Raw genomic sequence first — 23,277 nt, 5'->3', positions numbered from 1 at the left:
GTTCATGTATGACGTCCAGAAAATCCGCGCCGATTTCCCGATCCTCTCGCGTGAGGTGAACGGGAAGCCGTTGACGTATCTCGACAATGGGGCCTCGGCGCAGAAACCTCAGGTGGTGATAGATGCAGTCACCAATGCCTATGCGCACGAGTATTCGAACGTGCATCGCGGATTGCACTACCTGTCGAACCTGGCGACCGAAAAGTACGAATCCGTGCGCGGAACCGTCGCCCGGTTTTTGAATGTCGCGAATGAGGATGAGATCATCCTGAATTCCGGGACGACCGAGGGGATCAACCTAGTCGCCTATGGGTGGGCCATGCCGCGGATGCAGGCCGGCGACGAAATTGTTCTGAGCGTCATGGAGCATCATGCCAACATCGTACCCTGGCATTTTCTGCGCGAACGACAGGGCGTCGTTTTGAAATGGGTGGACGTGGATGCAAGTGGTGCGCTGGATCCGCAGGCCGTGATCGACGCCATCGGGCCCAAGACCAAACTGGTGGCGGTGACCCAGTGTTCCAACGTTCTGGGTACCGTGGTTGACGTGAAGGCGATCACCGAAGGCGCCCATGCCAAAGGCGTGCCTGTGCTGGTCGACGGAAGCCAGGGCGCGGTTCACATGCCGGTGGATCTGCAGGATATCGGGTGCGATTTCTATGCTATTACCGGACACAAGCTGTACGGCCCGTCGGGATCCGGCGCGATCTTTATCAAATCGGAACGCATGGCCGAGATGCGCCCCTTCATCGGAGGAGGCGATATGATCAAGGAAGTGTCGAAAGACAGGGTGATCTACAACGATCCGCCGATGAAATTCGAAGCCGGCACTCCGGGTATCGTCCAGACAATCGGCATGGGCGTTGCGCTGGACTACATGATGAGTTTGGGGATGGACAACATCGCGGCCCATGAGGCGGGCTTGCGCGACTATGCAATGCAGCGCCTGACCGGGCTGAACTGGCTGCAGGTTCAGGGGACGACGCCCGACAAGGCCGCTATCTTCAGCTTTACGCTGGATGGTGCGGGCCACGCGCACGATGTATCCACCATTCTCGACAAGAAGGGCGTCGCCGTTCGGGCGGGGCACCATTGCGCCGGTCCGTTGATGGATCATCTCGGGGTTACGGCCACCTGCCGCGCCAGTTTTGGTCTGTACAACACAACCGATGAGGTCGACACACTGATCGATGCGCTGGAACTGGCGCACGAATTGTTTGCCTGATTGTTCGTCTCTAAACCGAGTTCCGACATGCAAAATCCAGTTGCACCCGGATCGGAACAAGGTTAGCTAACGGCCAACGCACCTGTAGCTCAGCTGGATAGAGCGCTGCCCTCCGAAGGCAGAGGCCAGAGGTTCGAATCCTCTCAGGTGCGCCACTTTCTTCCAGAGTTTCAAGGCGTAGCGCTTCTGCGCCTGTGTCCGTCATTGCCAGATGGGCGCTGCGCAGCAAAAAGCCCCGGGCAGTGATGCGCCGGGGCTTTTTGCGGGGTTGGTGAGTGGTAGTGTATTAGCCGCGCCAGGAGCGAACGTCGCCGCAATCCATGTGCACGAAATTTGATCCATAGTATTGGCCGACACCGCCGGCACGGCACGAAATGGCTGCCTTGGCCATCTGTGAGACCGAGCGGGAGGCAAGCCGCAGGTCCGCAGCCTGACCTTTGACGTGGAGAGAGTTCTTGGCGACACCGCGCGACCGACGGCGCAGCATGGCGTTGGTCTGCGGAGAGCGGTAGCCCGACAACAGCATGTAGGGCTCGTTCACATCCAGCAGGTTGTGGGCTGCGGCCATGATGTCGATCGTGCGCAGATCCATGTCCTTTGACTGATCGGTGCGCCAGTCACGCATGAAGTGGTTGATTTCCTTGACCGCGTCTTTGACGTATTTACCATCGACCCAGTAGATCATGTCCAAGCGCTCGCCGGTACGGCCCGAATACATACGGATCCTGCGGATGTCTCCACCCCCGCGAAGGAAGCCTGCTGCGTTTGAGTAGGTTGGTGCTGCAACAACTGCCGTTGCCGCGAATGCGCCCAATAGGGCACGCCGGGTCATCCCCGAGGTACTGCTCTTGGTCATAGCGTGTTTCGTCCCGTACAGTTCCTGCCTGCACACGATGTTACGTGCGCTTTCTTAATTCTTTTCCATCCCAGATGCGGATTTTATGCCACAGAGGGATTCTTGCGCCAAGTGATCTTTTGGTCTTGTGCTTTCTTACGGGGAATTTTCGGCGAAAATCTGCGCAAGTGACAAAAAATGTGGCGAACAGACCTGAATCCCTTTCGTTTTTTTCCAGACGATGCAATCGCGCATCAGGGGGCCAGCGGTGTGACGTGCTGTTGGAAATGTGAGTGGACAATCCCCCGAGGCGTGAAACATAATTGTCGGGCGCAAAAACTAGTGTTCCAAGTTATTGAAAACCAAGGCTATCCCATGAATTCTGTCCGTCGGACCTGTACGATTTTTCTGTTTGCCGCAAGCATCGCCGTGTCGGCCACATCCGTTCAGGCGGCTCCGACCCAGGCTGAGAGTTTCGCGTTTCGGATGGCTGTGGCGGAAAGCGCAGGGACAACCCCGGATATCGCGTCCTTCTATCGAGAACAGGAATTCGCGCCGATTTGGGTGGGTCCTACCTCTGATCACGCGGCGCGTCGGTCGGCACTTATCAAAGCATTGTCCCATGCTCAGATGCACGGGCTTCCGGCCGAACGATATGACGTCGATGGCCTGATGGCGAAGATGGAAAGCGCTCGGTCAAACCGCGATCTCGGAGCGCTTGAGGCAGCGCTGAGCGAGGCGTTTGTCCGCTATGCGCAGGATATTCAGTCCGGGCTGCTGCGCCCGGCTCAGATCGATGCCGGCCTCGTGCGTGCGGTCGAACGGAAGCCAGCCTCGGAACATCTTGCGGCGATGATGAAATCCACCGACGGCTCTTATCTCGCGCAGCTTCCGCCGCAGTCCAGCCAGTACCGGGCGCTTCTCAAGCAGAAGATGGCGCTGCAGTCACTGAACGAACATGGTGAATGGGGGCCGACCGTTCCAACCGGAAAATACGAACGCGGCGATACGGGGCCGAGCGTCATAAAACTGCGTAATCGTTTGGTTGCGATGGGGTTCCTCAAGCCCACGGCCAGCCCGGAATATGACGACTCCATGGTGGCAGCGGTGCAAGCCTTCCAACGCGCCCATGGACTTGAACCAGATGGTGTCGCCGGCCAGGGAACGATTGCCGAAATCAACCGGTCACCTTCTGACCGGCTCAAGGCGGTGATGGTTGCGATGGAACGTGAACGCTGGCTCCCTCGCGAGAGGGGGGCACGGCATGTTCTGGTCAATCAGGCCGACTTTTCCGCGAAAATCGTCGACGATGGTCGGGTGACATTTGAAACACGTGCAGTGATAGGCAAAAACACCAGCGATCGTCAAAGCCCCGAATTTTCGGATGTGATGGAGCACATGGTGATCAATCCCAGCTGGCATGTGCCGCGCTCGATCATCACCAAGGAATACCTGCCGAAGTTGCGGGCCAACCCCAATGCCGTCCGGCATCTTGAGATCACCGATCGGCGCGGGCGCCAGGTGAACCGCAATGCGGTGGACTTCAACCAGTTCACGGCTCGCAGCTTCCCGTTTGCGATGCGCCAGCCTCCGGGGCAGAGCAACGCTTTGGGGCTGGTCAAGTTCATGTTCCCCAACAAGTACAACATCTATCTGCACGACACCCCGCAGAAGAGCCTGTTCGCACGCGAAGTGCGCGCCTTCTCTCACGGGTGCATTCGTTTGGCGCAACCTTTTGATTTCGCCTATGCTTTGCTGGCAAAACAGGAAGAGGACCCCAAGGCCTTTTTCCACAGGGTGCTGGGTACCGGACGTGAAACCAAGGTTGACCTCAAACAGCCGGTTCCGGTTCATCTGATTTACCGCACCGCATTCGTCGGGCCGAAGGGCGACGTGCAGTATCGGCGCGATGTCTATGGTCGGGACCAGAAGATTTGGGATGCCCTGCAAAAAGCAGGGGTGGCCCTGCCGAACGTTCAGGGGTAAGCACAGGGCGCAAAATCCTGCGACAAGGAAGCCCGCGATGCAGTTCACCTTACAGCAAATCGCCGATGCTCTGGGGGCGCCGGCCGAGGGAAACACCAGCCTGACGATTCTGAGGGCGGCCGAGCCCAAGGATGCTGGTCCGACCGATTTGGCTATGGCGATGGCTCCGAAATACGCCGAGGCGCTTGCTGAGGGTCAGGCGCGCTGTGCCGTTCTGTGGGAGGGTGCCGACTGGCGCGCACTGGGTCTGGAGGGCGCCGTGTTCGTTGGCCGCCCCCGTATGGCAATGGCCGGAATTACCACGATGCTGGACCGGGGGCAGGGCGTCGCACTTGGGATCCATCCTTCGGCGGTCGTGGACCCGACGGCCGAGATCGCCGGAGATGTGTCCATCGGGCCTCTGGCCGTTGTCGGCCCCCGGGCCCGCATCGGGTCCGGAACGGTGATCGGCGCCCAGTGCCACGTTGGTATGGATGTCGTGTTGGGCCAGAACTGCCTGTTGCGCGAGATGGTCAGCATCGGCGCGCGTGCCATCATCGGCGATCGCTTTATTGCGCAACCCGGAGCCAGGATCGGCGGGGATGGGTTCAGCTTTGTCACGCCGGAGGTGTCGGGCGTGGAAAACGTGCGCAAGACCATGGGCGACGCCGGAGACGCCAAAGCGCAGAGCTGGTTGCGTATCCATTCTCTGGGTGCGGTCCAGATCGGCAATGATGTCGAGGTTGGCGCGAACTGCACCATCGACAATGGTACGATCCGCAACACCGTAATCGGAGACGGCTCCAAGTTGGACAATCTTGTTCATGTCGGGCACAACACCCAGGTCGGCAGGGACTGTTTGCTGTGCGGTCAAACCGGCGTGTCCGGTTCGGTCGAGATCGGCAACAACGTGGTTTTGGGTGGCCAGACCGGAGTCGTCGACAATATCTTCATTGGTGACGGCGTGATCGCGGGCGGCGGAACCAAGATACTTTCGAATGTCCCGGCAGGTCGTGTGATCATGGGCTATCCGGGCGTGAAAATGGAAACGCACACCGAAATCTACAAGGCGCAGCGTCGGCTTCCTCGCATGGCCCGTGACGTAGAGGCGCTTAAAAAGACGGTTTTCAAACCCTCGTCGAGCGATTAAATCAACCGCAACGCGACAATCAGGGGAACGACATGAGCATCAGCGACCGCGTCATCGCAATCATTGCAGAGCAGGCCGTGCTGGAGCCGTCCGACGTGACGCCCGAAAGCTCTCTGGAAGATCTCGGAATCGATAGCATGGGCCTGGTTGAAAGCATCTTTGCTATCGAGGAAGAATTCGACATCTCGATCCCCTTCAACGCCAACGAACCGACGGCAAGTGATTTCGACATCTCGAATGTTGCAGCGATCATTGCCGGGATCGAAAAACTGGTCGCGGAAAAGGTCTGATCCGCGGTCATGAAACGGGTTGTCATTACCGGCGCTGGCACGATCAATTCGCTGGGCCATTCCGTGCCCGACACCCTGGAAGCGATGCGCGAAGGCCGTTGCGGCATTTCCGAGCTTGAATTTCGTGACGTCGACCGACTGAGCATCAAAATTGGCGGCCAGGTCCGCGGGTTCGAGGCCGAGGGCCGGTTCAATCGTCAGCAGATGGCGCTGTATGACCGTTTCACGCAATTCACTCTGACTGCGGCCAAAGAGGCGATCGACCAGTCGGGGCTGGAGTTTCACGGCGAATTGGCCGTTCGGTCGGGGGTCGTTCTGGGAACGGCCGGTGGTGGTGTTTCGACTTGGGATGACAACTACCGCTCGGTCTACGAAGACGGGAAGAACCGGGTCCATCCGTTCGTCGTGCCGAAGCTGATGAACAACGCGGCCGCAAGCCACATTTCGATGGAGCACAACCTCAAAGGCCCCAGTTTTACCGTTTCGACGGCCTGTGCATCGTCCAACCACGCGATGGCGCTGGCGTTCCAGATGGTGCGCAGTGGCGCCGCCCCGGCGATGATTACCGGTGGGTCGGAGTCCATGTTGTGTTTTGGCGGGGTCAAGGCTTGGGAAGGCCTTCGGGTTATGTCGAAGGACGCGTGCCGGCCGTTCAGCGCAAATCGCAATGGCATGGTTCAGGGCGAGGGCGCCGGTGTGTTCGTATTCGAGGAATACGAACATGCGCGTGCTCGCGGCGCGGAAATCCTGTGTGAGGTTGCGGGCTATGCGATGTCTTCGGACGCGACGGATATCGTGATGCCCAGCAAACAGGGCGCGGCCCGCGCCATGGCCGGGGCCTTGAAGGACGCGGGGCTGAACGCAAGTGACGTGGGCTATATCAACGCCCACGGCACGGGAACCGCCGCCAATGACAAGACCGAGTGCGCAGCGGTCGCGGATGTATTTGGACGCCATGCCGACGATCTGATGATCTCGTCGACCAAATCCATGCACGGCCACCTTATCGGCGGAACCGGCGCGGTTGAACTGTTGGCCTGTATCATGGCCGTCCGTGACGGCGTGATTGCTCCGACCATCGGGTATGAAGAACCCGACCCGGAATGCGCTTTGGACGTCGTACCAAACGAGGCGCGCGAGGCCGAAGTAAATGTCGCACTGAGCAACGCCTTTGCGTTTGGCGGTCTGAACGCGGTCTTGGCCCTCAAGAAGGTATGAAAAAAGCCGCCATCGGATGATGGCGGCTTTGGTCATTCATTTTGGCGTGATCAGTTGGTGTTGACCAGCAGGCCGTCAAAGGCAGCGGTAAATCCGCTCAGCGACAGATCCATGTTGATAACCTGATCGGGCGCGCGTGCGGGCACCAGTGAAATGGTAGCCTTCGTTCCTGCTTTCATCGCGTCAATGTCGCCCTGCGTCAGACCCAGCTGTGCAACGCAACCGACCGGAACACAGTGGTGATAGTTGTACAGCTTGCGCGGTGCGCCATCGATCGAGATAGCCAGTTGTGCCTGCAGCAGGGTTTCCAGCGGAACAATGACGTTTGCCCAGGCTGCGGCGGCACCACCGGCGGGCAGCTTGCCAACGGTAATCTCGGCCAGAGGTTCATTCTGCGCACCGTTGAGAATCTGAACCATCGCGCAGGGGTCATCTCCGGATTGCGCCTTGATGCAGGAGATCTCCCAGTCGCCTGACTTCTCGCGGACATATTGCTCGCCGACACGCGGGCCGCTTTGACCCAGATCCAAGTCGGAGCCGGTATCCGTGGTCTGACCGGTTTGGGTCTGCTCTTGAGTTTCAGTCGTGGTTTCCTGGGCGAACGCGCCTGAGCCCAGCAATGCAGCCGTTACCAGGGTGGCTGGAACAAGTTTGGTGATCATCAGTGCCTCATTGTGCTGATACAGCTTTTTCAAACGTCTCTAGCATTCCTGCTCCGCCATGTCAGTCGCAAAGCGCGCGCTGCACAAGGGATTGGACGGATTTTCGCCGACCCATCATAGGTCACCTGAAGTGACGCCGGGAAGCCTTTGAGTACAAACGACAAAGGGAGCCGTACGTGCGGCTCCCTTCAATCAATGTATCTCCCCGTCGGACTGGCCGACTTAGTTATGCCCGAACGTTACGAGAGGCGAACCCAGTGGTCAACTGCTAACAGCGAAATTTAATGTTTCCACAAGCAGAAACTTGGCAATTTCAAAAAAAGGGCTGTGCCCGAAAGCACAGCCAGTCGACAGGGAGGAAGTTTGCCCACCACACGAGGGAATTGCGAGGCGGGCAAAATCACTATCGCAGTCAAAGGTTAAGTTTGTATGGTGGTGCCGGGACGCTAAGTTTTGGGACGTATCAATATGACGGAAAACGTTTTTGTCGGCGGTGGCGGTGTTGATTACAAGCAGCCGCAGGGTTTGACGCTGAAATATTCAAACAGGCACGGCTTGATTGCCGGTGCAACGGGGACGGGCAAGACCGTGACCCTGCAAATCCTGGCCGAAGGGTTCTCGCAGCAGGGTGTTCCTGTTTTCCTATCTGACGTCAAAGGTGACCTGTCCGGACTGGCGCGTCCCGGCAGCCCCGATCACAAGTTGCATCAGGCCTTCATGGACCGTGCCCAGCGTATCGGGTTTGCCGATTACTCCTATGCCGCGTGCCCGGTCACGTTCTGGGATCTGTTTGGTGAGCAGGGCCACCCTGTCCGGACAACGGTTACCGAGATGGGGCCGCTGCTGTTTTCCCGGCTTCTGGACCTGAGCGAAGCGCAGGAAGGTGTGCTGAACATCGCCTTCCGGGTTGCGGATGAAGAGGGAATGCCGCTGCTGGATCTCAAGGACTTGCAGGCTCTTCTGGTCTGGATTGGTGAAAACCGGTCGCAGCTGTCCCTGCGCTACGGAAATGTCTCGACCGCTTCGATCGGTGCCATACAGCGACGATTGCTGGTGTTAGAAAACCAAGGCGGCGCACGGCTATTCGGTGAGCCCGCGCTCGAACTGTCGGATTTGATGCGCCTGGATGAAAACGGCCACGGGATGGTCAACATCCTTGCTTCTGACAAGCTGATGGGCGCGCCCGGGCTGTATGCCACGTTTCTTTTGTGGCTGCTGAGCGAACTGTTCGAGGAACTTCCCGAAGTCGGCGATCCCGACAAGCCCAAGCTGGTCTTTTTCTTCGACGAAGCCCATCTGCTGTTCGACGATGCGCCCAAGGTTCTGGTGGACAAGGTCGAGCAGGTCGCGCGATTGATCCGATCCAAAGGCGTTGGGGTTTACTTCATTACTCAGAACCCGGCCGACATTCCCGAAGATATCCTCGGGCAGTTGGGCAATCGCGTCCAACATGCCTTGCGCGCCTTCACCGCGCGGGATCGCAAGAATTTGCGGCTGGCCGCGGAAACCTATCGGGAAAACCCGGCCTTCGACACGGAAACCGCGATCCGGGAGGTCGGAGTGGGCGAGGCGTTGACCTCGATGCTCGAACGAAAGGGCGCGCCGGGTATGGTCGAGCGGACATTGATACGTCCGCCGGGTTCACAACTGGGCCCGATTACCGACGCCGAGCGCAAGGCTGTGATTGAGGCGTCTCCGATGGCCGGAAAATACGAAACGCTTCTGGATCGCAAATCGGCATTCGAAATCCTGCAGGCCCGCGCGGCCAAGGCCGCGGCCGAGGCCGAGGAGGCCGAACCAGAGGAGCAAGACGACACCCGGTCGGTGTCCGAGCGGGAGTATTCGGCGGCGCGCAGATACAGCGGCAGCAGAGTAGGGCGATCGTCTGCACGATCGGTCCGAAAGCAAGACAGCTTTGCCTCTGCCATGAGCGAGGCAGTCATCAAAGAGCTGAAAGGAACCACAGGACGCCGCATCGTTCGCGGCATCCTAGGCGGGCTGTTTCGCAACCGTTGAATTTCATCGCGCTGCCAGCCGGAACTGGCGGGGCGTGCCGCGTCAGCGGTTGAGGCGCCGCTGTCCTTCCTGCTGGCAATAGGCGTCAGCTTCGGGAACCGACATCTTGGTGGCTGGGAAATCAATCGCGCGATCCCAGTCAACCCGATCCTGGCGATACAGTTGGCAGGTCACGACGCCCTTGGGCGTCTGTACCTGGACGGGTGTGGTTTCCAGTTCACGGGGGCTTGGGATACATCCGGCCACAACAGCCAGGACCGGAACCATAAGGGCAATTTTCTTTGTGGAAGTCTTCATGGTGCAAGAACTTTTCTTCTGGGTCAGAGTTTACTCGTTAAGATCGGCGCATCAGGTGAGTGGTGTTTCGAACAATATGCGCCGATATGGTTCATAGAGTGTGAAGCCGTCTATTGATTTTTCAAGCCGCAATCAAGAAACCGCGCCATTCGCATGGCGCGGCCTGACGGTTTCGTGATGAAAGATGTCTACTTCTCGGGGATCAGGCCCCTTGGGCTGAATCTGAGAACAATCAGCAGGATAAGCCCCATCGTGAACAGGCGCATATGTGCCGTGCTTTCGATCAGGTGGGCCTTAAGCGCGCTGCCGTCCGGCATGCTGGAGGTGATCAGGTTCATAAGCCACAGACCGATCGGTTCGACCTCGACCCACAGGAACCAGATCAGAAAGGCCCCCAGGACCGAGCCGAAATTGTTGCCGGAACCGCCGACGATCACCATCACCCAGACAAGGAAGGTGAACCGGAGCGGTTGGTAGGCGCTGGGTGTCAGCTGGCCGTCCAGCGTCGTCATCATCGCCCCGGCAATGCCACAGATGGCCGAGCCCAGAACGAAGATCTGCAGATGACGGCGGGTGACGTCCTTGCCCATGGCTTCGGCGGCGACCTCGTTGTCGCGGATCGCGCGCATCATGCGGCCCCACGGGCTTTTGAGCGCCATCTGAGCCATCCAGAGCAGGATGAGAAGCACGATCAGGAACAGGAATGCATAACCCAGTTTCACCCACAGGGTCGAAGCGGTCACCGGGTCCAGCCCGAATGAGGCTGCACGTTCGACGAAGGACGGGTCGCTCTGCAGGTCAATCTCATAGCCCACGATAGGTGAGGGGCGGGGGATGCCGTAGACGTTCTTGACCCCACGGGCCAGCCAGTCCTCGTTTTTCATGATCGCAATGATGATCTCGGCGATGCCCAGCGTAGCAATCGCAAGGTAGTCCGAGCGCAGACCCAACGCCGTCTTGCCAATCAGCCAGGCAGCGCCCGCGGCCAATAGCCCACCCGCCGGCCACGCAAGCAGCACCGGAAGATTCAGCCCGCCGATATTTCCCGCAATGGCTGGGTCGATGGCTTCGACGGCAGCGATGCTCGGGTCGAACACAGCGCGATAGACGAAGAACCCGACGACGAGGATTGCGATGATCGCCAGCGTTCGTGCCCGGCCCTTGGGCATTTTTTGCGCGGCCATCACGGCTGCGACAACGGTCGCCGCCCCCAGCAGAAGCGCCAGCACGATCCCGTATCCGCCCGCGGACCAGGCTCCGGGTGTCGGAGGGGTAGAGACCAGCACAACCGCAAGTCCGCCCAGCGCAACAAAACCCATGACGCCGACATTGAACAGTCCGGCAAAGCCCCATTGCAGGTTCACACCGATCGCCATGATCGCGGAAATCAGACCCATGTTCAGAATCAAGATCGCCGTGTTCCAGCTTTGAACGAAACCGGTCAGCAGGATCAGCCCGCCGACAATCACGAAAAGCAGGGTGTTTTTGACTGCTTCGTTCATACCGCTTTCCCCTTGAACAGACCCGTTGGCTTGAACAGAAGCACGATCAGCAGAATGACGAAGCTGACGGCGAATTTGTAATCGGTGGACAGGAACTGCACCAGGCCCGAAGGTTCGAGGCTTTCCGGGGCAAGGTAAGTCAGCACCTTCTTCCAGGCATAGGTGATCGTGACTTCGGAAAAGGCGATGATGAATCCGCCTGCGATCGCCCCAATCGGGTTGCCCAATCCGCCCACGATGGCAGAGGCAAAGATCGGCAGAAGCAGCTGGAAATAGACGAATGGCTTGAAGCTCTTGTCCAGCCCATAGAGAACCCCGGCCGTCGTGGCCAGTGCCGCAACGATGATCCAGGTGATCATCACCACACGTTCCGGGTTGATGCCGGACAACAAGGCCAGATCCTCGTTGTCGGAATAAGCGCGCATCGACTTACCGGTGCGGGTCTTGTTGAGGAACCAGAACAGCAAGGCGACGGCAACGACGGCGACTATCACGGTGATACCCTGCGAGGTCTTGATCGCAAGCCCCTCATCCAGCCCGGTCATCTTTTTGAAATCCCGCGCAGAAATCAGGAACCGTGCCCCATCCGAGAACCTTTGGTCATCGGGGCCGATGATGAAGCGCACCAGCCCATTCATGATGAACATCACACCCATGGACACGATCACAAGGATCACAGGTTTGGCCTTTTGCTCGCGGTAGAACCGATAGACCAGCCTGTCGGTGATCAGCACCAGAAGGATGCACCCCAGGATCGCAAACGGAAGCGCCAGAAGCGCCGTCGGCAGGGGCCCGAACCCGATCCCTGCGGCCTGAAGACCCCAGGTGACCAGCACGGCAATCATTGCGCCGAAGGCCATCGTATCCCCGTGGGCAAAGTTGGAAAACCGCAGGATGCCGTAGATCAGGGTGACCCCCAGCGCCCCAAGTGCCAACTGGCTGCCATAGGCAACCGCAGGCACGATCACAAAGTTCGCAAGCGCAACAAGCGCATTCAGTAGGTCCATTATGTTCTTCTCACTGTCCGGGTGCGGCTTTATGGCATGACGCCGACAAAAGACACAACAATTTGGAGCATGATTTTTGCGGCTTTGTGCATGTTTTTATGCGGTTTGGCGGACATTGATCACGTGCGCTCCGACCGTCTGCCGATCCCCGAAAGAAAAAGACCGCGCCACCATGTGGGACGCGGCCTGAAATCGCAGATGATTGCGGGACTAGGCTCCGGTTTCCATGCATTGGCCGCGGTCATTCTGAAGGACCGGACGGCGAATGGACAGGTTGTAGGACAGATCAGGGCTTTTGACGAAGAAGGTCATGACATGCTGTTCGGTCGCCAGGATGAACGTCATGTTGTTCAGTCCAGGAAACACCTGAGCATCCCCGGTCGTGTCACCGAATTTGACCGATCCCTTTTGCTCGCCTTCAAGCCGTGTCAGCCGGTACTCGGTTCCATCAATATCCGATATGCAGACAAATTCGCGTTGCTGAGCCACAGCGCCAGTTGCCAAGTGTGCGACCAGTGCGGCGATCATCCATTTCTTCATTTAGACTTCCAATTTCTGTGCCCCCAACCGGGGCGCGTTTCGGGGATTGGTGTAGTGGTTCAGGCGCAGCGATATTTTTGAAATTTGACCTGATTAAAGCAGCAGATAGGCATTCCGGGAATTTCCACAGGCTTTTTGAAGCGGTGCACTGCCAGGAAATAATTTATATTTTTCAGATGCCTAATAAGGGTTCTCAGGAAGAAGGGTGTGGCCGGAAACACCGATTGCCATCTTCTGGCCTTCAATTTTGCGCAAAGCGATCAAGCAAAAAGGCCAGTCGAGAATCCCGACCGGCCCCATGAAAAAACCGAATTCTGAAAAGCGTCGGTTAGCCGCCCAAAAACGACTTGCGCACTTCCTCGTCCGCCAGCAGTTCCTTGCCGGTTCCGGTGTATGCGTTGCGCCCCTGGACCAGTACATAACCCTTGTCCGCGATCTCAAGCGCCTGGCGAGCATTCTGTTCCACCATCAGGATCGGAAGGCCGGTGCGCGACACTTCGATGATGCGGTCGAACAGCTCGTCCATCACGATCGGCGAAACGCCCGCAGTCGGTTCGTCCAGCATCAGCACTTTGGGCTTGGTCATAAGCGCGCGGCCGACGGCCACTTGTTGGCGCTGTCCGCCCGAGAGCTCACCCGCCGCCTGGTTGCGTTTGTCTCGCAGGATCGGGAACAGCTCGAACACCTGTTCCATCGTGTCCGAGAAATCATCCGTGCGGATGAACGCGCCCATTTCCAGATTTTCCTGAACCGTCATCGAGGTGAAAATGTTCTGCGTTTGGGGCACAAAGCCCATGCCTTTGATCACCCGGTCCTGCGGGCTGAGGTTGGTGATGTCCTCTCCATCCAACCGCACCGATCCGGCGCGCACGTCCAGCATGCCGAAGACGGCCTTCATCGCAGTGGATTTGCCAGCGCCGTTGGGGCCGACGATCACGGCGATTTCGCCCTTGTCCACGGCGATCGTGCAATCGTGCAGAATGTCGGGGCCTTTGCCGTACCCGCCGGTCATGGTGTCACCGATCAGGAATGGACCGCCTTCTACCCGGTGGGTCTTGCCGCTGACCCGATGGGCCGGCGTCATTGTGCCGATGCCATGCGTGTTGGTAATCGAGGCGTCCTTGTTGCCCTTGTCGTCCTGATAGGGATTGTCGCTCATGCCCCGGCCTCCAACTGGTCTTTGTTCTTGAGCCCAGTGCCCAGATAGGCCTCGATGACGTGCTCGTTGGCCTTGATCTCGTCCAGCGTTCCTTGCGCCAGAACCTTGCCCTCGGCCATGCAGATCACCGGATCGCAGATCTTGCCGATGAAATCCATGTCGTGTTCGATCACGACGAAGGTATAGCCGCGTTCCTTGTTCAGACGCAGGATCGTATCGGCGATGGTCATCAGCAGGGTGCGGTTCACGCCTGCGCCGACCTCGTCCAGGAACACGATCTTGGCGTCCACCATCATCGTGCGGCCCAGTTCCAGCAGCTTTTTCTGGCCGCCCGAGACCTGACCCGCCTTGTGGTCGGCCAAGTGTTCGATGGTCAGGAACTCCAGCACCTCGTCGGCCTTGGCGCGCAGGGCGCGTTCCTCATCCGCAATCCGCTTGCGGCCGAACCATGTGTTCCACAGCGATTCACCGGATTGGCCACCGGGGACCATCATCAGGTTTTCGCGGCATGTCATCGACGAGAACTCGTGCGCGATCTGGAACGTGCGCAACAGCCCCTTGTGAAACAGATCATGGGGCGGCAGGCCGGTGATGTCTTCGCCATCCATCCAGACCTTGCCGCTGGTCGGAGGCAGAACACCCGCGATCACATTGAAAAGAGTGGTTTTTCCGGCCCCGTTTGGACCGATCAGGCCAGTAATCGAGCCCTTTTCGATCTCCAGCGATGCCCCGTCCACCGCATGGAAACCGCCGAAATGCTTGTGCACGTCCTCGACGACGATCATGTGTTCCCCTGTCCGCGGCTTTCGCGGTTCTTCGTGTTGCCCCATCCCAAAGATAAGGTGGCGCCTTTTGTCATTGAAACAGCCCGGGCACAAGGCCCGGGCTGCTTGGTATCATGCGGTCAGCTGACGGATCAACGGAACTTGACGGTCTCGTTCTTGCCGTCTTTCACTTCGATCTCGCGGTAGGACCCAGCGCTTTCGCCCGGACCGATCAGTTCGACACCCGAAGCGCCGACATAGTCGATGTCCTGACCAGCGGCCAGCAGTTCCAGACCCTTGGCCAGTTCACCCGGGTAGATCTTCTCGCCGGGGGCGTTGGCCACATCCAGGATCTTGCCACCGTACTGGGCCGGATCGGCCGACCCTGCGGCCTGCATGGCCAGCATGAACAGCGCGGCAGCGTCATAGCTTTCGGGCGAGTAGGGCGACGAGCCGTCAAAGCCCGCGGCTTCGGCCATCGCGAAATATTTCTCGGCGCCTTCACCGCCGGAACCGGCGATCTGACCAAACGAGCCGTCCAGATCGGGGCCGACATTCGCAGGCAGCGAGTCACCGATCATGCCGCCCGGCAGACCGAACGTGTCGAACGCGCCGCTGTCCAGAGCGGACTGGATGATGCCCAGACCACCCTGATCCAGGTAACCGGCAACCACGAGGATGTCCCCACCCGCCGAGGCCAGTGCGCCGACTTCGGCCGAATAGTCCGCTTTGCCGTCTTCATGTGCTGCAACGATGGTCACTTCACCGCCCACGGCCTCGAACGACGACTGGATCGCGTCGGCCAGACCTTTGCCGTAGTCGTTGTTGGTATAGGTCAGAGCGATCGAATTGATGCCGCGGTCTTTCAGAATGTCGGCCATAACCTGACCTTCACGCGCATCCGACGGGGCGGTGCGGAAGAACAGCCCGTTGTCTTCCATCGTCGAGAGGCCGGGCGAGGTCGCCGACGGCGAGATCATGACCATGCCATTCGGAATGGCGACGTTCTGCAGGATTGCGCCAGTCACACCCGAACAGTCGCCGCCGATGATGCCGGCAACGCCATCGGCGATCATGCGTTCGCCGTTCGAGGTGGCCAGACCGTTGTCGATGCAGCCGGTATCGGCGCGCGACGGGGTGACGGTGGCGCCGCCCAGCAGCTTGCCGGATTCGGTCACTTCGGCCATCGCCAGTTCAGCGCCCGAACCCATTGCCGGGGCCAGTGATTCAATCGGCCCGGTAAATCCGAACAGAACGCCCAGTTTGACGTCTTCGGCCATTGCGGCACCGGCCAGCAATGCGGTTGCTGCAGTCGCAGTAAGCAGCTTTTTCATTAGGTTACTCCCTTGTTGGAACGTATTCGTTCTGAGCAAGACCCTAGGCAAGCTGTTCAGAAAAGAAAAGTCCAAACAGGAATGTGTCTTTTGGCTGAACAACTCTATTTGTTTTCTAGGGTTAGGTTCCCGGGCGGCTCATTCTGACCGGGATTGGAGCGATAGATATGATCAGGGTTTTCACGATTCTCATTCTGATGATTTGCGGCAGCGTCGCGTCGGGCGAGTCATTGAAGACATCCGCAGGCGAGGTCTCGGTCACGACCATGCTTGCCGGCCTCGATACGCCCTGGGCGATCGGCCTGCTGCCCGATGGCAGTTTTTTGGTAACCGAGCGCGACGGCCAGTTGCTTTTGGCACGTGACGGCAAGGCCACCAAGGTCCGGGGCGTTCCGAAAGTCGCGGCGCAGGGGCAGGGCGGTCTGCTGGACGTAACCATAGCCCGCGATTTTGACCGCACCAGAGAGGTGTTCCTCACATTCTCGAAGCCGCAGAGCGGCGGGGCCGGTACGGCGGTTGCCTTGGCGCGCCTGTCCGAGAACGGCAAGCGGCTGACCAACTTGAAGGTGATATTCGAAGCGGTTCCCGGCGGCTCGGGTGGCCGGCATTTCGGATCGCGCGTGGTCGAGGCGCAGGACGGGACGCTGTTCATCACTTTGGGGGATCGTGGCGACAGGCCGACCGCACAGGACCGCTCGAACCACATGGGGACGGTTATTCGGATCAACCGCGATGGCTCGATCCCGGCAGATAATCCGTTTGTCGCGCAAGAAGGCATCCGCCCCGAGATCTGGTCCTTTGGTCATCGCAATCCGCAAGGCGCTGATATTGATACGAGTGGCCGGTTGTGGGTCTCGGAACATGGCGCCAAGGGCGGGGACGAGGTGAACCTTGTGAAACCCGGCGCCAACTACGGTTGGCCGGTCATTTCCTACGGGACGCATTATTCCGGAGAGAAGATTGGCGAAGGCACCAGCAAAGACGGAATGGAACAGCCGCGCTTGTACTGGGACCCCTCCATCGCGCCGTCGGGCTTGATGGTCTATTCCGGCGGGATGTTTCCCGAATGGCGGGGTGACATCTTCGTGGGTTCGCTGAAATTCGACTATATCGCACGGCTGTCCGGCAACCCGTTGCGCGAGGTCGAGCAGATCAAAGGCCCCGAGACCGAACGGGTCCGTGACATCGTGCAGGCCCCGGATGGGGCGATCTGGTTCATCTCGGTCGGGCAGGGTGCGGTTTACAGGATTTCCCGTTCGTCCTAGGAGTGCAGCGATACACTTCTAAGAGGATTGAGATGTTCCGCATTCTCGCAGCGATATTTTTGTCCCTTTCGACACTTCCTGCCGCGGCCGACGAGGTTTTTGCGACCTATGCCGATTACGAAGCCTTCGTCGACACCAAGATCAAGAACCGCGAGTTCTCGAACGTCATCACCCGGTTGGGCGGCGCCGACGAATACACGCCGCAGCAGATGCAAGTCCTGCAAGGGCAGCTGCGTGACCTTGTTCCGTACTACCTGACCAATGCCGACGTGGCCAAACGGGTCGAGCTTGAGAACGGGTTCGCGCAGGAAATGCGGATCTTCTGGAACGACAAGAACAGCTATCTCTACTATTACGCTCTTCTGCATCAACGCGACGACGGCGTGATGGTTCTGCAGTTCAGCATCAACACCAGCGCCGAGCCCATTCTGGCGAAGTTCTAGGCGTCAGACCGACAGCCGTCCGCTCTGCGTTCCACGCTCGCGATAGGGCGTGGTGTTGTAATGCGCGCGGTAGCATTTCGAGAAATGGCTGGGGCTGGCAAAACCGCAGGCCAAGGCCACGTTAATCACGCTCATGTCGGTCTGCATCAGCAGGTTGCGCGCCTTGTGTAGCCGCAATTCCATGTAATAGCGCTTAGGCGAACGGCTCAGATACCGGCGGAACAGCCGCTCGAGCTGGCGAGTCGACATGCCAACATCCTTGGCCAGGATCGAGGGCGAAATCGGCTCCTCGATGTTCTTCTCCATCATCAGGATGACCTGGCTCAGCTTGGGGTGGCGCACGCCGATCCGCGTGGGCGTCGAAAGGCGCTGGGTGTCCTGATCGGTGCGGATAGAGGAATAGATCATCTGGTCGGCAACGGCATTGGCCAACTCCTCACCGTAGTCATCGGCAATCAGCTTCAGCATCAGGTCGATTGACGAGGTGCCACCAGCCGTTGTCATCCGGTTGCCGTCGATCAGAAAGACGGATTTCGTCAGTTCGACATTTTCGAACTCTTCCGCAAAGCTGTCGGCGTTTTCCCAGTGGATGGTGGCGCGTTTGCCGTCCAGCAGGCCGGCCTTGGCAAGGGTATAGGCGGCTGTGCACAAGCCACCGATCTTCAGACCTTTGCGGGCCTCGCGGCGCAGCCAGTTCAGGACTTTTTTGGTGGTCGCCGCCTGAACATCGACGCCGCCACATACAAGGATCACCTCGTCCCGCTGCAGTTCGTCCAGATCGCGGTCAAGCTCGAACGTCGTCCCGGCCGAGCAGCTGACCACCTCTCCGCCTTCACCGGCCAGCGACCAGGTATAGATCTGCTGATCCGCCATCCGATTGGCAATCCGAAGGCTGTCCAGTGCCGAGGCAAAAGACAGCAACGAAAACTTGTCGAGCAACACGAATACGAAATTGAGCGGCTTGGCCGCGCGCTTGTCCACAGTGACAACTTGGCGTTGCTCTTGCATGGCGAACTGTCCTTGATTCGGCGGGCCGAGGCCCGAGGCCTGCGGCGAATTTGACCGACACCATGCTCAAAGCTTGTTTCCGACGTCAAGAGGCGCAAATCGGATATGGTCTCTGGTCTATGGATTTTGTATAGAGACCACCTGAATTACCTCAGCGGAGATCAAAGCTATGACCGAGTGGCAAAAAACGAACTGGCGCAGCAAGCCGCGGGTTCAGATGCCAGACTATACCGACGCGGCCGCGCTGGCCAAAGTCGAGGCCAAGCTTTCGCAGTATCCCCCGCTGGTTTTTGCGGGCGAGGCCCGGCGTCTGAAACAGCACTTGGGCGCGGCCGGCCGTGGCGAGGCCTTCCTGCTGCAGGGTGGGGACTGCGCCGAAAGCTTCGACCAGTTCAGCGCCGATGCGATCCGCGACACCTTCAAGGTGATGCTGCAGATGGCGATGGTTCTGACCTATGGTGCCAAGGTTCCGGTGGTCAAGGTGGGCCGTATGGCTGGCCAGTTCGCCAAGCCGCGCAGCGCGCCGACCGAAGTGATCGATGGTGTGGAACTGCCCAGCTACCGTGGTGACATCATCAACGAACTGGCCTTCACGCCCGAGGCGCGTATCCCGAACCCGGAAAAGATGCTGCAGGCCTATACCCAGGCCGCGGCTACTCTTAACCTGCTGCGCGCGTTCTCGACCGGCGGTTTCGCGGACATGAGCCGTGTGCATTCCTGGACCTTGGGCTTCACCAACGAACAGGACGTGCAGAAGTATTCCGAGATCGCCGACCGCATTCAGGACACGATCGACTTCATGGAGGCCGCCGGCATCACCGCGGATACCACGCATGAATTCTCGACCGTCGAGTTCTACACCAGCCACGAAGGACTGCTGTTGGAGTATGAAGAAGCGCTGACGCGACTGGATTCGACTTCGGGCAAATGGCTGGCCGGCTCGGGCCATATGATCTGGATCGGCGACCGCACCCGTCAGCCCGACGGCGCGCATGTCGAATTCTGCCGCGGCGTGCTGAACCCGATCGGCCTGAAATGCGGCCCGACCACCACGGCCGAGGACCTCAAGGTTCTGATGTCCAAGCTGAACCCGGACAACGAAGAAGGCCGTCTGACCCTGATCGCGCGCTTCGGCGCGGGCAAAGCGGGCGAGCACCTGCCGCGCCTGATCAAGGCCGTCAAGGAAGAGGGCGCCAAGGTGACCTGGGTCTGCGACCCGATGCACGGCAACACGATCAAGTCGGCCACCGGCTACAAGACCCGGCCGTTCGAATCGGTCCTGCGCGAGGTGCGGGATTTCTTCGGCGTGCATCAGGCCGAGGGCACGATCCCCGGCGGCGTGCATTTCGAGATGACCGGACTGGACGTGACCGAATGCACCGGCGGCGTCCGCGCCGTCAGCGAAGAGGACCTGTCGGACCGCTACCACACCGCCTGCGACCCGCGTTTGAACGCATCGCAGTCGCTGGAGCTGGCGTTCCTGGTGGCTGAAGAGCTGACCAACCTGCGCCGTGACCGAAAGGACCGCGCGGCAAGCTGAGGCATGTCGGATTGAAACGCAAACGGCGGGCCCTCGGGTCCGCCGTTCTGCTTTTCACTCGTCGCGAGAGAAGACCAGCCGCAGGTGTTTCGCCGGTCTCTGGAAATCGGCCTGATCCTCGGCAAAGCCCGCCTCGAAAGGCCGGCTGTTGTGGGCCTGATCCTGAATGTTCACCAGTGTGCGGATCCGAGTGTCCTCGATTCCGAACCGTCGCGGCGTAGCGCCGATCGCGCCATCGCTGACCATCACACCCAGCACCCGGCTGACATTCCCCAGATCACTTCTGAGGGGCAACAGGATCATGCGGGCCTGCAGCCGCGTCCGGCCGAGCTTGCCTTTTGAAACAAGGCTGAACTCACCGATCGCCGGAGCGGCGAACACCTCTTCCAGCGCCTCTGACACCTGATCACGGGCGCTGGGATCAAAGAAGGCGGTCAGAGGCATTCCGCGCACCTCCATCCCCGCGATCTTGTTCAGATGGCTTCCCGCCAGTCGAAACCGGGCGAGGCCGGGCGCGATGCGTTCCAGAATGAATGTGTATTCCAGAATGTTCTCGAGGCCGCGTGGATCGATCTGGGAACGCTTGGGAACGCCGTCGCCGCTCAGCAGCGCGGTCCAATACGCCTCAGCCTGACGGATGGGGGACAGACTGCGCCCACTGTCAAAGCGATCCATTGCGATGATCTTTCCAGCTTTCGACCCGGAACCATTCCAGAAGAAGGTTTTCATTACCATGCACCTCGTGTCGATTGGCGGCCATCCGGTCCGTGCGCCATGCAAAGCGATAGCGGCCGACCCATCCTTCGACTGACAGATTGACACGGGTTTATTCAATTTTGGACCAAATCTTTAAGGAATGGTTAACTTCTTGCGATGAATTGCACATCCGGCAAGGTCTTGCCCTATGGGGTACGATGGCTTTAGGTGCAGCAGAACAAGGCTGCGCAGCAGTGGGAAAGGGCAGGCATGATCAAATCCATGACCGGTTTCGCATCCGGAAAGGGCGCATTGGGGCCGCACAGCTGGAGCTGGGAGCTGCGCAGTGTCAACGGCAAGGGTCTGGACATGCGGTTGCGGGTGCCGGACTGGCTGACGGGACTTGAGGCTGCACTGCGCGCGGATATGTCCAAACAGATCAGCCGGGGCAACGTGACGCTTAGCTTGCGCGTCGCCCGCGAAGAAACCGCCGCGGAACTGAAGCTGAACGAAGGCGCAATGAGCGCCGCGCTGGAGGCGTTGGCGCAGGCCGAGGAATTGGCGGTCAACAAGGGTGTCGCGCTTGCTCCGTCAAAGGCCAGCGATCTGCTGATGCTCAAGGGGATGCTGGACGCGGCAGCCGAAGACGACGATCCCGCTCCGCTGGTCGAGGCGTTGAAATCCGAATTTGGCAGTCTGCTGGCCGAGTTTGTGACAATGCGCCGGGATGAGGGGCAAGCCCTGGCTTCCGTCCTGTCGGCCCAGTTGGATCAGATCCAGACCCTGACCGAGCAGGCCAGCGAGCTGGCCGAGCGGCGCAAGGAAGCCATGGCCGACACTCTGCGCCAGAACCTTGCGCGGGTAATGGAAAACAGCCAGGGCGCCGATCCCGACCGGGTGGCGCAGGAGTTGGCCCTGATCGCGGTCAAGGCGGACATCACCGAAGAACTGGACCGCTTGGCCGCCCATGTCGTAGCCGCGCGCGCTCTGCTGGAGCAGAAGGCCCCGGTCGGCCGCAAGTTGGATTTCCTGATGCAGGAGTTCAACCGCGAGGCCAACACGCTGTGCTCCAAATCCCAGAATTCGGACCTGACAACGATCGGCCTAGAGTTGAAGGCGGTGATCGATCAGTTGAGAGAACAGGTGCAAAATGTTGAATAAACGAGGAAAAGTGTAATGGCGGATCGCCGCGGTCTACTCATCATCCTTTCGTCGCCCTCGGGTGCCGGAAAATCCACTTTGGCCCGTCGCCTGATGGAGTGGGACACCGATCTCGAGTTTTCGATCTCGGCCACTACCCGCGCCCCGCGCCCGGGTGAGGAACATGGACGCGAATACTATTTTCTCACCGAAGATGATTTCCGCCAGCAGGTATCAAATGGGCAGATGCTGGAACATGCCCATGTGTTCGGCAATTTCTACGGCTCACCAGCTGGTCCAGTTCGCGAAGCGATCCAGAGCGGGCGTGACGTGCTGTTTGACGTGGACTGGCAGGGTGAAGTGCAGATCCGGAATTCCGAGCTGGGCAAACATGCTTTGTCCATTTTCATTCTGCCGCCATCAATCAAAGAGCTGCGCCGCCGGCTTGAAACCCGTGGTCAGGACAGCGCCGACGTCATTTCCAAGCGCATGATGAAAAGCTGGGACGAAATCAGCCATTGGGGCTACTACGACTATGTGTTGATCAATGACGATCTGGCCGCAACCGAGGAAAAGCTGAAGACGATCGTCAGCGCCGAGCGGATGCGCCGTATTCAGCAGCCCCGGTTGCAGGATCACGTCCGCGCCCTTCAATACGAATTCGAGAGCATGTCATGACCATTTACGCATTGGGACAGGACGTCCCGCAAATCCACGAAGACAGCTGGGTTGCACCGGACGCGAACCTGATCGGCAAAGTCGTCCTGGAGCGAGGTGCATCCGTCTGGTTCGGGTGCACCGTCCGTGCCGATCACGAAGAAATCCGCGTTGGCGAGGGCAGCAACGTGCAGGAGAACTGCGTGATGCATATCGACGCTGGTTTTCCTCTGACGATCGGAAAGAATTGCACCATCGGCCACAAAGTGATGCTGCATGGCTGCACCGTCGGTGACAACAGCCTGATTGGTATGGGAGCCATCGTCCTGAACGGCGCGAAGATCGGCCGGAACTGCCTGATCGGGGCAGGGGCCCTGATCACGGAAGGCAAGGAGATCCCCGACAACTCGCTGGTGATGGGAGCCCCTGGCAAGGTGGTCCGGCAACTGGACGAAGCGGCGGCCCGGCGGATCACGTTCAGCGCGCTCCACTATCAAGAGAACATGCGCAAGTTCCGGGAAACGCTGACGCCCGTTTCGCCCGTCGCATAGGTCCTGTGAACCG

23 protein-coding genes and 1 tRNA gene are annotated in these 23,277 nt (G+C 59.3%); 13 read left to right on the top strand and 11 right to left on the bottom strand.

The window, feature by feature from the left end; all coding sequences use genetic code 11:
- Window positions 1-4: 4 nt before the first annotated feature.
- Both AC2FML_RS02770 and AC2FML_RS02765 read left to right on the top strand, forming a co-directional pair.
- Window positions 5-1,225, top strand: coding sequence for a cysteine desulfurase (locus AC2FML_RS02770; protein ID WP_496781872.1), 1,221 nt, complete (start codon window positions 5-7; stop codon window positions 1,223-1,225).
- A gap of 78 nt (window positions 1,226-1,303) precedes the next feature.
- Window positions 1,304-1,380 (top strand) — tRNA-Arg (locus AC2FML_RS02765).
- Window positions 1,381-1,511: 131 nt separating this feature from the next.
- Here the strand turns inward: AC2FML_RS02765 and mepK are convergent.
- Complete coding sequence (gene mepK, locus AC2FML_RS02760) at window positions 1,512-2,081, bottom strand: peptidoglycan L,D-endopeptidase MepK (RefSeq protein WP_170338571.1); 570 nt, start codon at window positions 2,079-2,081, stop codon at window positions 1,512-1,514.
- Window positions 2,082-2,435: 354 nt separating this feature from the next.
- On the opposite strand from mepK, the gene AC2FML_RS02755 reads away from it, so the two are divergent.
- Genes AC2FML_RS02755 through AC2FML_RS02740 form a run of 4 tightly spaced genes read left to right on the top strand, consistent with a single transcriptional unit; the run spans window position 2,436 to window position 6,683 of the window.
- Window positions 2,436-4,046, top strand: a complete 1,611-nt coding sequence (locus AC2FML_RS02755) for a L,D-transpeptidase family protein (protein WP_496737229.1) — start codon at window positions 2,436-2,438, stop codon at window positions 4,044-4,046.
- A gap of 37 nt (window positions 4,047-4,083) precedes the next feature.
- A complete protein-coding gene (lpxD, locus tag AC2FML_RS02750) occupies window positions 4,084-5,175 on the top strand; it encodes a UDP-3-O-(3-hydroxymyristoyl)glucosamine N-acyltransferase (protein WP_170449969.1) in 1,092 nt (363 codons plus the stop codon).
- A gap of 32 nt (window positions 5,176-5,207) precedes the next feature.
- Complete coding sequence (locus AC2FML_RS02745) at window positions 5,208-5,465, top strand: acyl carrier protein (RefSeq protein WP_093962086.1); 258 nt, start codon at window positions 5,208-5,210, stop codon at window positions 5,463-5,465.
- A 9-nt stretch (window positions 5,466-5,474) separates the two neighbouring features.
- Window positions 5,475-6,683, top strand: coding sequence for a beta-ketoacyl-[acyl-carrier-protein] synthase family protein (locus tag AC2FML_RS02740; protein WP_093962085.1), 1,209 nt, complete (start codon window positions 5,475-5,477; stop codon window positions 6,681-6,683).
- A gap of 50 nt (window positions 6,684-6,733) precedes the next feature.
- Here the strand turns inward: AC2FML_RS02740 and AC2FML_RS02735 are convergent, their stop codons facing one another.
- Window positions 6,734-7,345, bottom strand: a complete 612-nt coding sequence (locus tag AC2FML_RS02735) for an invasion associated locus B family protein (protein ID WP_496781870.1) — start codon at window positions 7,343-7,345, stop codon at window positions 6,734-6,736.
- Between the two features lie 468 nt (window positions 7,346-7,813).
- On the opposite strand from AC2FML_RS02735, the gene AC2FML_RS02730 reads away from it, so the two are divergent.
- Window positions 7,814-9,361: a helicase HerA-like domain-containing protein gene (locus tag AC2FML_RS02730; protein ID WP_170403075.1), complete on the top strand. Its 1,548-nt coding sequence runs from the start codon at window positions 7,814-7,816 to the stop codon at window positions 9,359-9,361.
- 42 nt (window positions 9,362-9,403) lie between these two features.
- On the opposite strand, the gene AC2FML_RS02725 is transcribed toward AC2FML_RS02730, so the two are convergent.
- The 7 genes from AC2FML_RS02725 to AC2FML_RS02695 form a co-directional block, all read right to left on the bottom strand.
- Window positions 9,404-9,658, bottom strand: a complete 255-nt coding sequence (locus tag AC2FML_RS02725) for a hypothetical protein (RefSeq protein ID WP_170371053.1) — start codon at window positions 9,656-9,658, stop codon at window positions 9,404-9,406.
- A gap of 188 nt (window positions 9,659-9,846) precedes the next feature.
- The gene (locus AC2FML_RS02720) at window positions 9,847-11,160 is read right to left on the bottom strand and encodes a branched-chain amino acid ABC transporter permease (protein WP_170357869.1); all 1,314 of its coding nucleotides are present in this window, start codon (window positions 11,158-11,160) and stop codon (window positions 9,847-9,849) included.
- Window positions 11,157-12,167, bottom strand: coding sequence for a branched-chain amino acid ABC transporter permease (locus AC2FML_RS02715; RefSeq protein WP_093962081.1), 1,011 nt, complete (start codon window positions 12,165-12,167; stop codon window positions 11,157-11,159). The genes AC2FML_RS02720 and AC2FML_RS02715 overlap by 4 nt, the downstream gene beginning before the upstream one ends.
- Window positions 12,168-12,377: 210 nt before the next feature.
- Window positions 12,378-12,707: a hypothetical protein gene (locus AC2FML_RS02710; protein ID WP_170357867.1), complete on the bottom strand. Its 330-nt coding sequence runs from the start codon at window positions 12,705-12,707 to the stop codon at window positions 12,378-12,380.
- Window positions 12,708-13,035: 328 nt separating this feature from the next.
- The gene (locus tag AC2FML_RS02705; RefSeq protein ID WP_170338588.1) at window positions 13,036-13,866 is read right to left on the bottom strand and encodes an ABC transporter ATP-binding protein; all 831 of its coding nucleotides are present in this window, start codon (window positions 13,864-13,866) and stop codon (window positions 13,036-13,038) included.
- Window positions 13,863-14,651 (bottom strand): ABC transporter ATP-binding protein, encoded by a 789-nt coding sequence (locus AC2FML_RS02700; RefSeq protein WP_093962961.1) that lies wholly within the window; start codon window positions 14,649-14,651, stop codon window positions 13,863-13,865. Before AC2FML_RS02700 ends, AC2FML_RS02705 begins: the two co-directional genes overlap by 4 nt.
- Before the next feature lie 131 nt (window positions 14,652-14,782).
- Window positions 14,783-15,964, bottom strand: a complete 1,182-nt coding sequence (locus AC2FML_RS02695; RefSeq protein ID WP_170338589.1) for an ABC transporter substrate-binding protein — start codon at window positions 15,962-15,964, stop codon at window positions 14,783-14,785.
- A 167-nt stretch (window positions 15,965-16,131) separates the two neighbouring features.
- Here AC2FML_RS02695 and AC2FML_RS02690 point away from each other — a divergent pair, with 167 nt between their 5' ends.
- The gene (locus AC2FML_RS02690; RefSeq protein ID WP_496781867.1) at window positions 16,132-17,229 is read left to right on the top strand and encodes a PQQ-dependent sugar dehydrogenase; all 1,098 of its coding nucleotides are present in this window, start codon (window positions 16,132-16,134) and stop codon (window positions 17,227-17,229) included.
- Between the two features lie 32 nt (window positions 17,230-17,261).
- Window positions 17,262-17,672 (top strand): hypothetical protein, encoded by a 411-nt coding sequence (locus tag AC2FML_RS02685; RefSeq protein WP_170418859.1) that lies wholly within the window; start codon window positions 17,262-17,264, stop codon window positions 17,670-17,672.
- Window positions 17,673-17,675: 3 nt separating this feature from the next.
- On the opposite strand, the gene AC2FML_RS02680 is transcribed toward AC2FML_RS02685, so the two are convergent.
- A complete protein-coding gene (locus AC2FML_RS02680; RefSeq protein ID WP_170338595.1) occupies window positions 17,676-18,680 on the bottom strand; it encodes a GlxA family transcriptional regulator in 1,005 nt (334 codons plus the stop codon).
- Between the two features lie 169 nt (window positions 18,681-18,849).
- Here AC2FML_RS02680 and AC2FML_RS02675 point away from each other — a divergent pair, with 169 nt between their 5' ends.
- On the top strand, window positions 18,850-20,220 hold the full coding sequence (locus AC2FML_RS02675) for a class II 3-deoxy-7-phosphoheptulonate synthase (protein ID WP_170339151.1): 1,371 nt from the start codon (window positions 18,850-18,852) through the stop codon (window positions 20,218-20,220).
- Window positions 20,221-20,274: 54 nt separating this feature from the next.
- Here the strand turns inward: AC2FML_RS02675 and AC2FML_RS02670 are convergent, their stop codons facing one another.
- Window positions 20,275-20,949 carry a PAS domain-containing protein gene (locus tag AC2FML_RS02670; protein ID WP_496781865.1) on the bottom strand — a complete coding sequence of 225 codons (675 nt, stop codon included), beginning with the start codon at window positions 20,947-20,949 and terminating at the stop codon, window positions 20,275-20,277.
- 237 nt (window positions 20,950-21,186) lie between these two features.
- Between AC2FML_RS02670 and AC2FML_RS02665 the strand changes: the two genes are divergently transcribed.
- The 3 genes from AC2FML_RS02665 to AC2FML_RS02655 are packed head-to-tail and all read left to right on the top strand — an operon-like array spanning window position 21,187 to window position 23,264.
- Window positions 21,187-22,077 (top strand): YicC/YloC family endoribonuclease, encoded by an 891-nt coding sequence (locus AC2FML_RS02665; RefSeq protein WP_496781863.1) that lies wholly within the window; start codon window positions 21,187-21,189, stop codon window positions 22,075-22,077.
- A gap of 15 nt (window positions 22,078-22,092) precedes the next feature.
- Window positions 22,093-22,734 carry a guanylate kinase gene (gmk, locus tag AC2FML_RS02660; protein WP_170418868.1) on the top strand — a complete coding sequence of 214 codons (642 nt, stop codon included), beginning with the start codon at window positions 22,093-22,095 and terminating at the stop codon, window positions 22,732-22,734.
- Window positions 22,731-23,264: a gamma carbonic anhydrase family protein gene (locus tag AC2FML_RS02655; protein WP_170339158.1), complete on the top strand. Its 534-nt coding sequence runs from the start codon at window positions 22,731-22,733 to the stop codon at window positions 23,262-23,264. Before gmk ends, AC2FML_RS02655 begins: the two co-directional genes overlap by 4 nt.
- Window positions 23,265-23,277 lie beyond the last annotated feature (13 nt).

The sequence above is a fragment of the Ruegeria sp. BHSC029 genome (assembly GCF_059613085.1).
This window is presented reverse-complemented; position numbering and strand designations above follow the sequence as displayed.

What these genes read in the sequence shown, in the direction of transcription:
- AC2FML_RS02705 (WP_170338588.1), bottom strand. Translation starts at nt 13,866, where the DNA reads ATGAGCGACAATCCCTATCAGGACGACAAGGGCAACAAGGACGCCTCG.
- AC2FML_RS02655 (WP_170339158.1), top strand. Translation starts at nt 22,731, where the DNA reads ATGACCATTTACGCATTGGGACAGGACGTCCCGCAAATCCACGAAGAC.
- AC2FML_RS02715 (WP_093962081.1), bottom strand. Translation starts at nt 12,167, where the DNA reads ATGGACCTACTGAATGCGCTTGTTGCGCTTGCGAACTTTGTGATCGTG.
- AC2FML_RS02720 (WP_170357869.1), bottom strand. Translation starts at nt 11,160, where the DNA reads ATGAACGAAGCAGTCAAAAACACCCTGCTTTTCGTGATTGTCGGCGGG.
- AC2FML_RS02670 (WP_496781865.1), bottom strand. Translation starts at nt 20,949, where the DNA reads ATGAAAACCTTCTTCTGGAATGGTTCCGGGTCGAAAGCTGGAAAGATC.
- AC2FML_RS02665 (WP_496781863.1), top strand. Translation starts at nt 21,187, where the DNA reads ATGATCAAATCCATGACCGGTTTCGCATCCGGAAAGGGCGCATTGGGG.
- AC2FML_RS02755 (WP_496737229.1), top strand. Translation starts at nt 2,436, where the DNA reads ATGAATTCTGTCCGTCGGACCTGTACGATTTTTCTGTTTGCCGCAAGC.
- AC2FML_RS02770 (WP_496781872.1), top strand. Translation starts at nt 5, where the DNA reads ATGTATGACGTCCAGAAAATCCGCGCCGATTTCCCGATCCTCTCGCGT.
- AC2FML_RS02735 (WP_496781870.1), bottom strand. Translation starts at nt 7,345, where the DNA reads ATGATCACCAAACTTGTTCCAGCCACCCTGGTAACGGCTGCATTGCTG.
- gmk (WP_170418868.1), top strand. Translation starts at nt 22,093, where the DNA reads ATGGCGGATCGCCGCGGTCTACTCATCATCCTTTCGTCGCCCTCGGGT.
- AC2FML_RS02690 (WP_496781867.1), top strand. Translation starts at nt 16,132, where the DNA reads ATGATCAGGGTTTTCACGATTCTCATTCTGATGATTTGCGGCAGCGTC.
- lpxD (WP_170449969.1), top strand. Translation starts at nt 4,084, where the DNA reads ATGCAGTTCACCTTACAGCAAATCGCCGATGCTCTGGGGGCGCCGGCC.
- AC2FML_RS02745 (WP_093962086.1), top strand. Translation starts at nt 5,208, where the DNA reads ATGAGCATCAGCGACCGCGTCATCGCAATCATTGCAGAGCAGGCCGTG.
- AC2FML_RS02685 (WP_170418859.1), top strand. Translation starts at nt 17,262, where the DNA reads ATGTTCCGCATTCTCGCAGCGATATTTTTGTCCCTTTCGACACTTCCT.
- AC2FML_RS02730 (WP_170403075.1), top strand. Translation starts at nt 7,814, where the DNA reads ATGACGGAAAACGTTTTTGTCGGCGGTGGCGGTGTTGATTACAAGCAG.
- AC2FML_RS02740 (WP_093962085.1), top strand. Translation starts at nt 5,475, where the DNA reads ATGAAACGGGTTGTCATTACCGGCGCTGGCACGATCAATTCGCTGGGC.
- AC2FML_RS02680 (WP_170338595.1), bottom strand. Translation starts at nt 18,680, where the DNA reads ATGCAAGAGCAACGCCAAGTTGTCACTGTGGACAAGCGCGCGGCCAAG.
- mepK (WP_170338571.1), bottom strand. Translation starts at nt 2,081, where the DNA reads ATGACCAAGAGCAGTACCTCGGGGATGACCCGGCGTGCCCTATTGGGC.
- AC2FML_RS02710 (WP_170357867.1), bottom strand. Translation starts at nt 12,707, where the DNA reads ATGAAGAAATGGATGATCGCCGCACTGGTCGCACACTTGGCAACTGGC.
- AC2FML_RS02725 (WP_170371053.1), bottom strand. Translation starts at nt 9,658, where the DNA reads ATGAAGACTTCCACAAAGAAAATTGCCCTTATGGTTCCGGTCCTGGCT.
- AC2FML_RS02700 (WP_093962961.1), bottom strand. Translation starts at nt 14,651, where the DNA reads ATGATCGTCGTCGAGGACGTGCACAAGCATTTCGGCGGTTTCCATGCG.
- AC2FML_RS02675 (WP_170339151.1), top strand. Translation starts at nt 18,850, where the DNA reads ATGACCGAGTGGCAAAAAACGAACTGGCGCAGCAAGCCGCGGGTTCAG.
- AC2FML_RS02695 (WP_170338589.1), bottom strand. Translation starts at nt 15,964, where the DNA reads ATGAAAAAGCTGCTTACTGCGACTGCAGCAACCGCATTGCTGGCCGGT.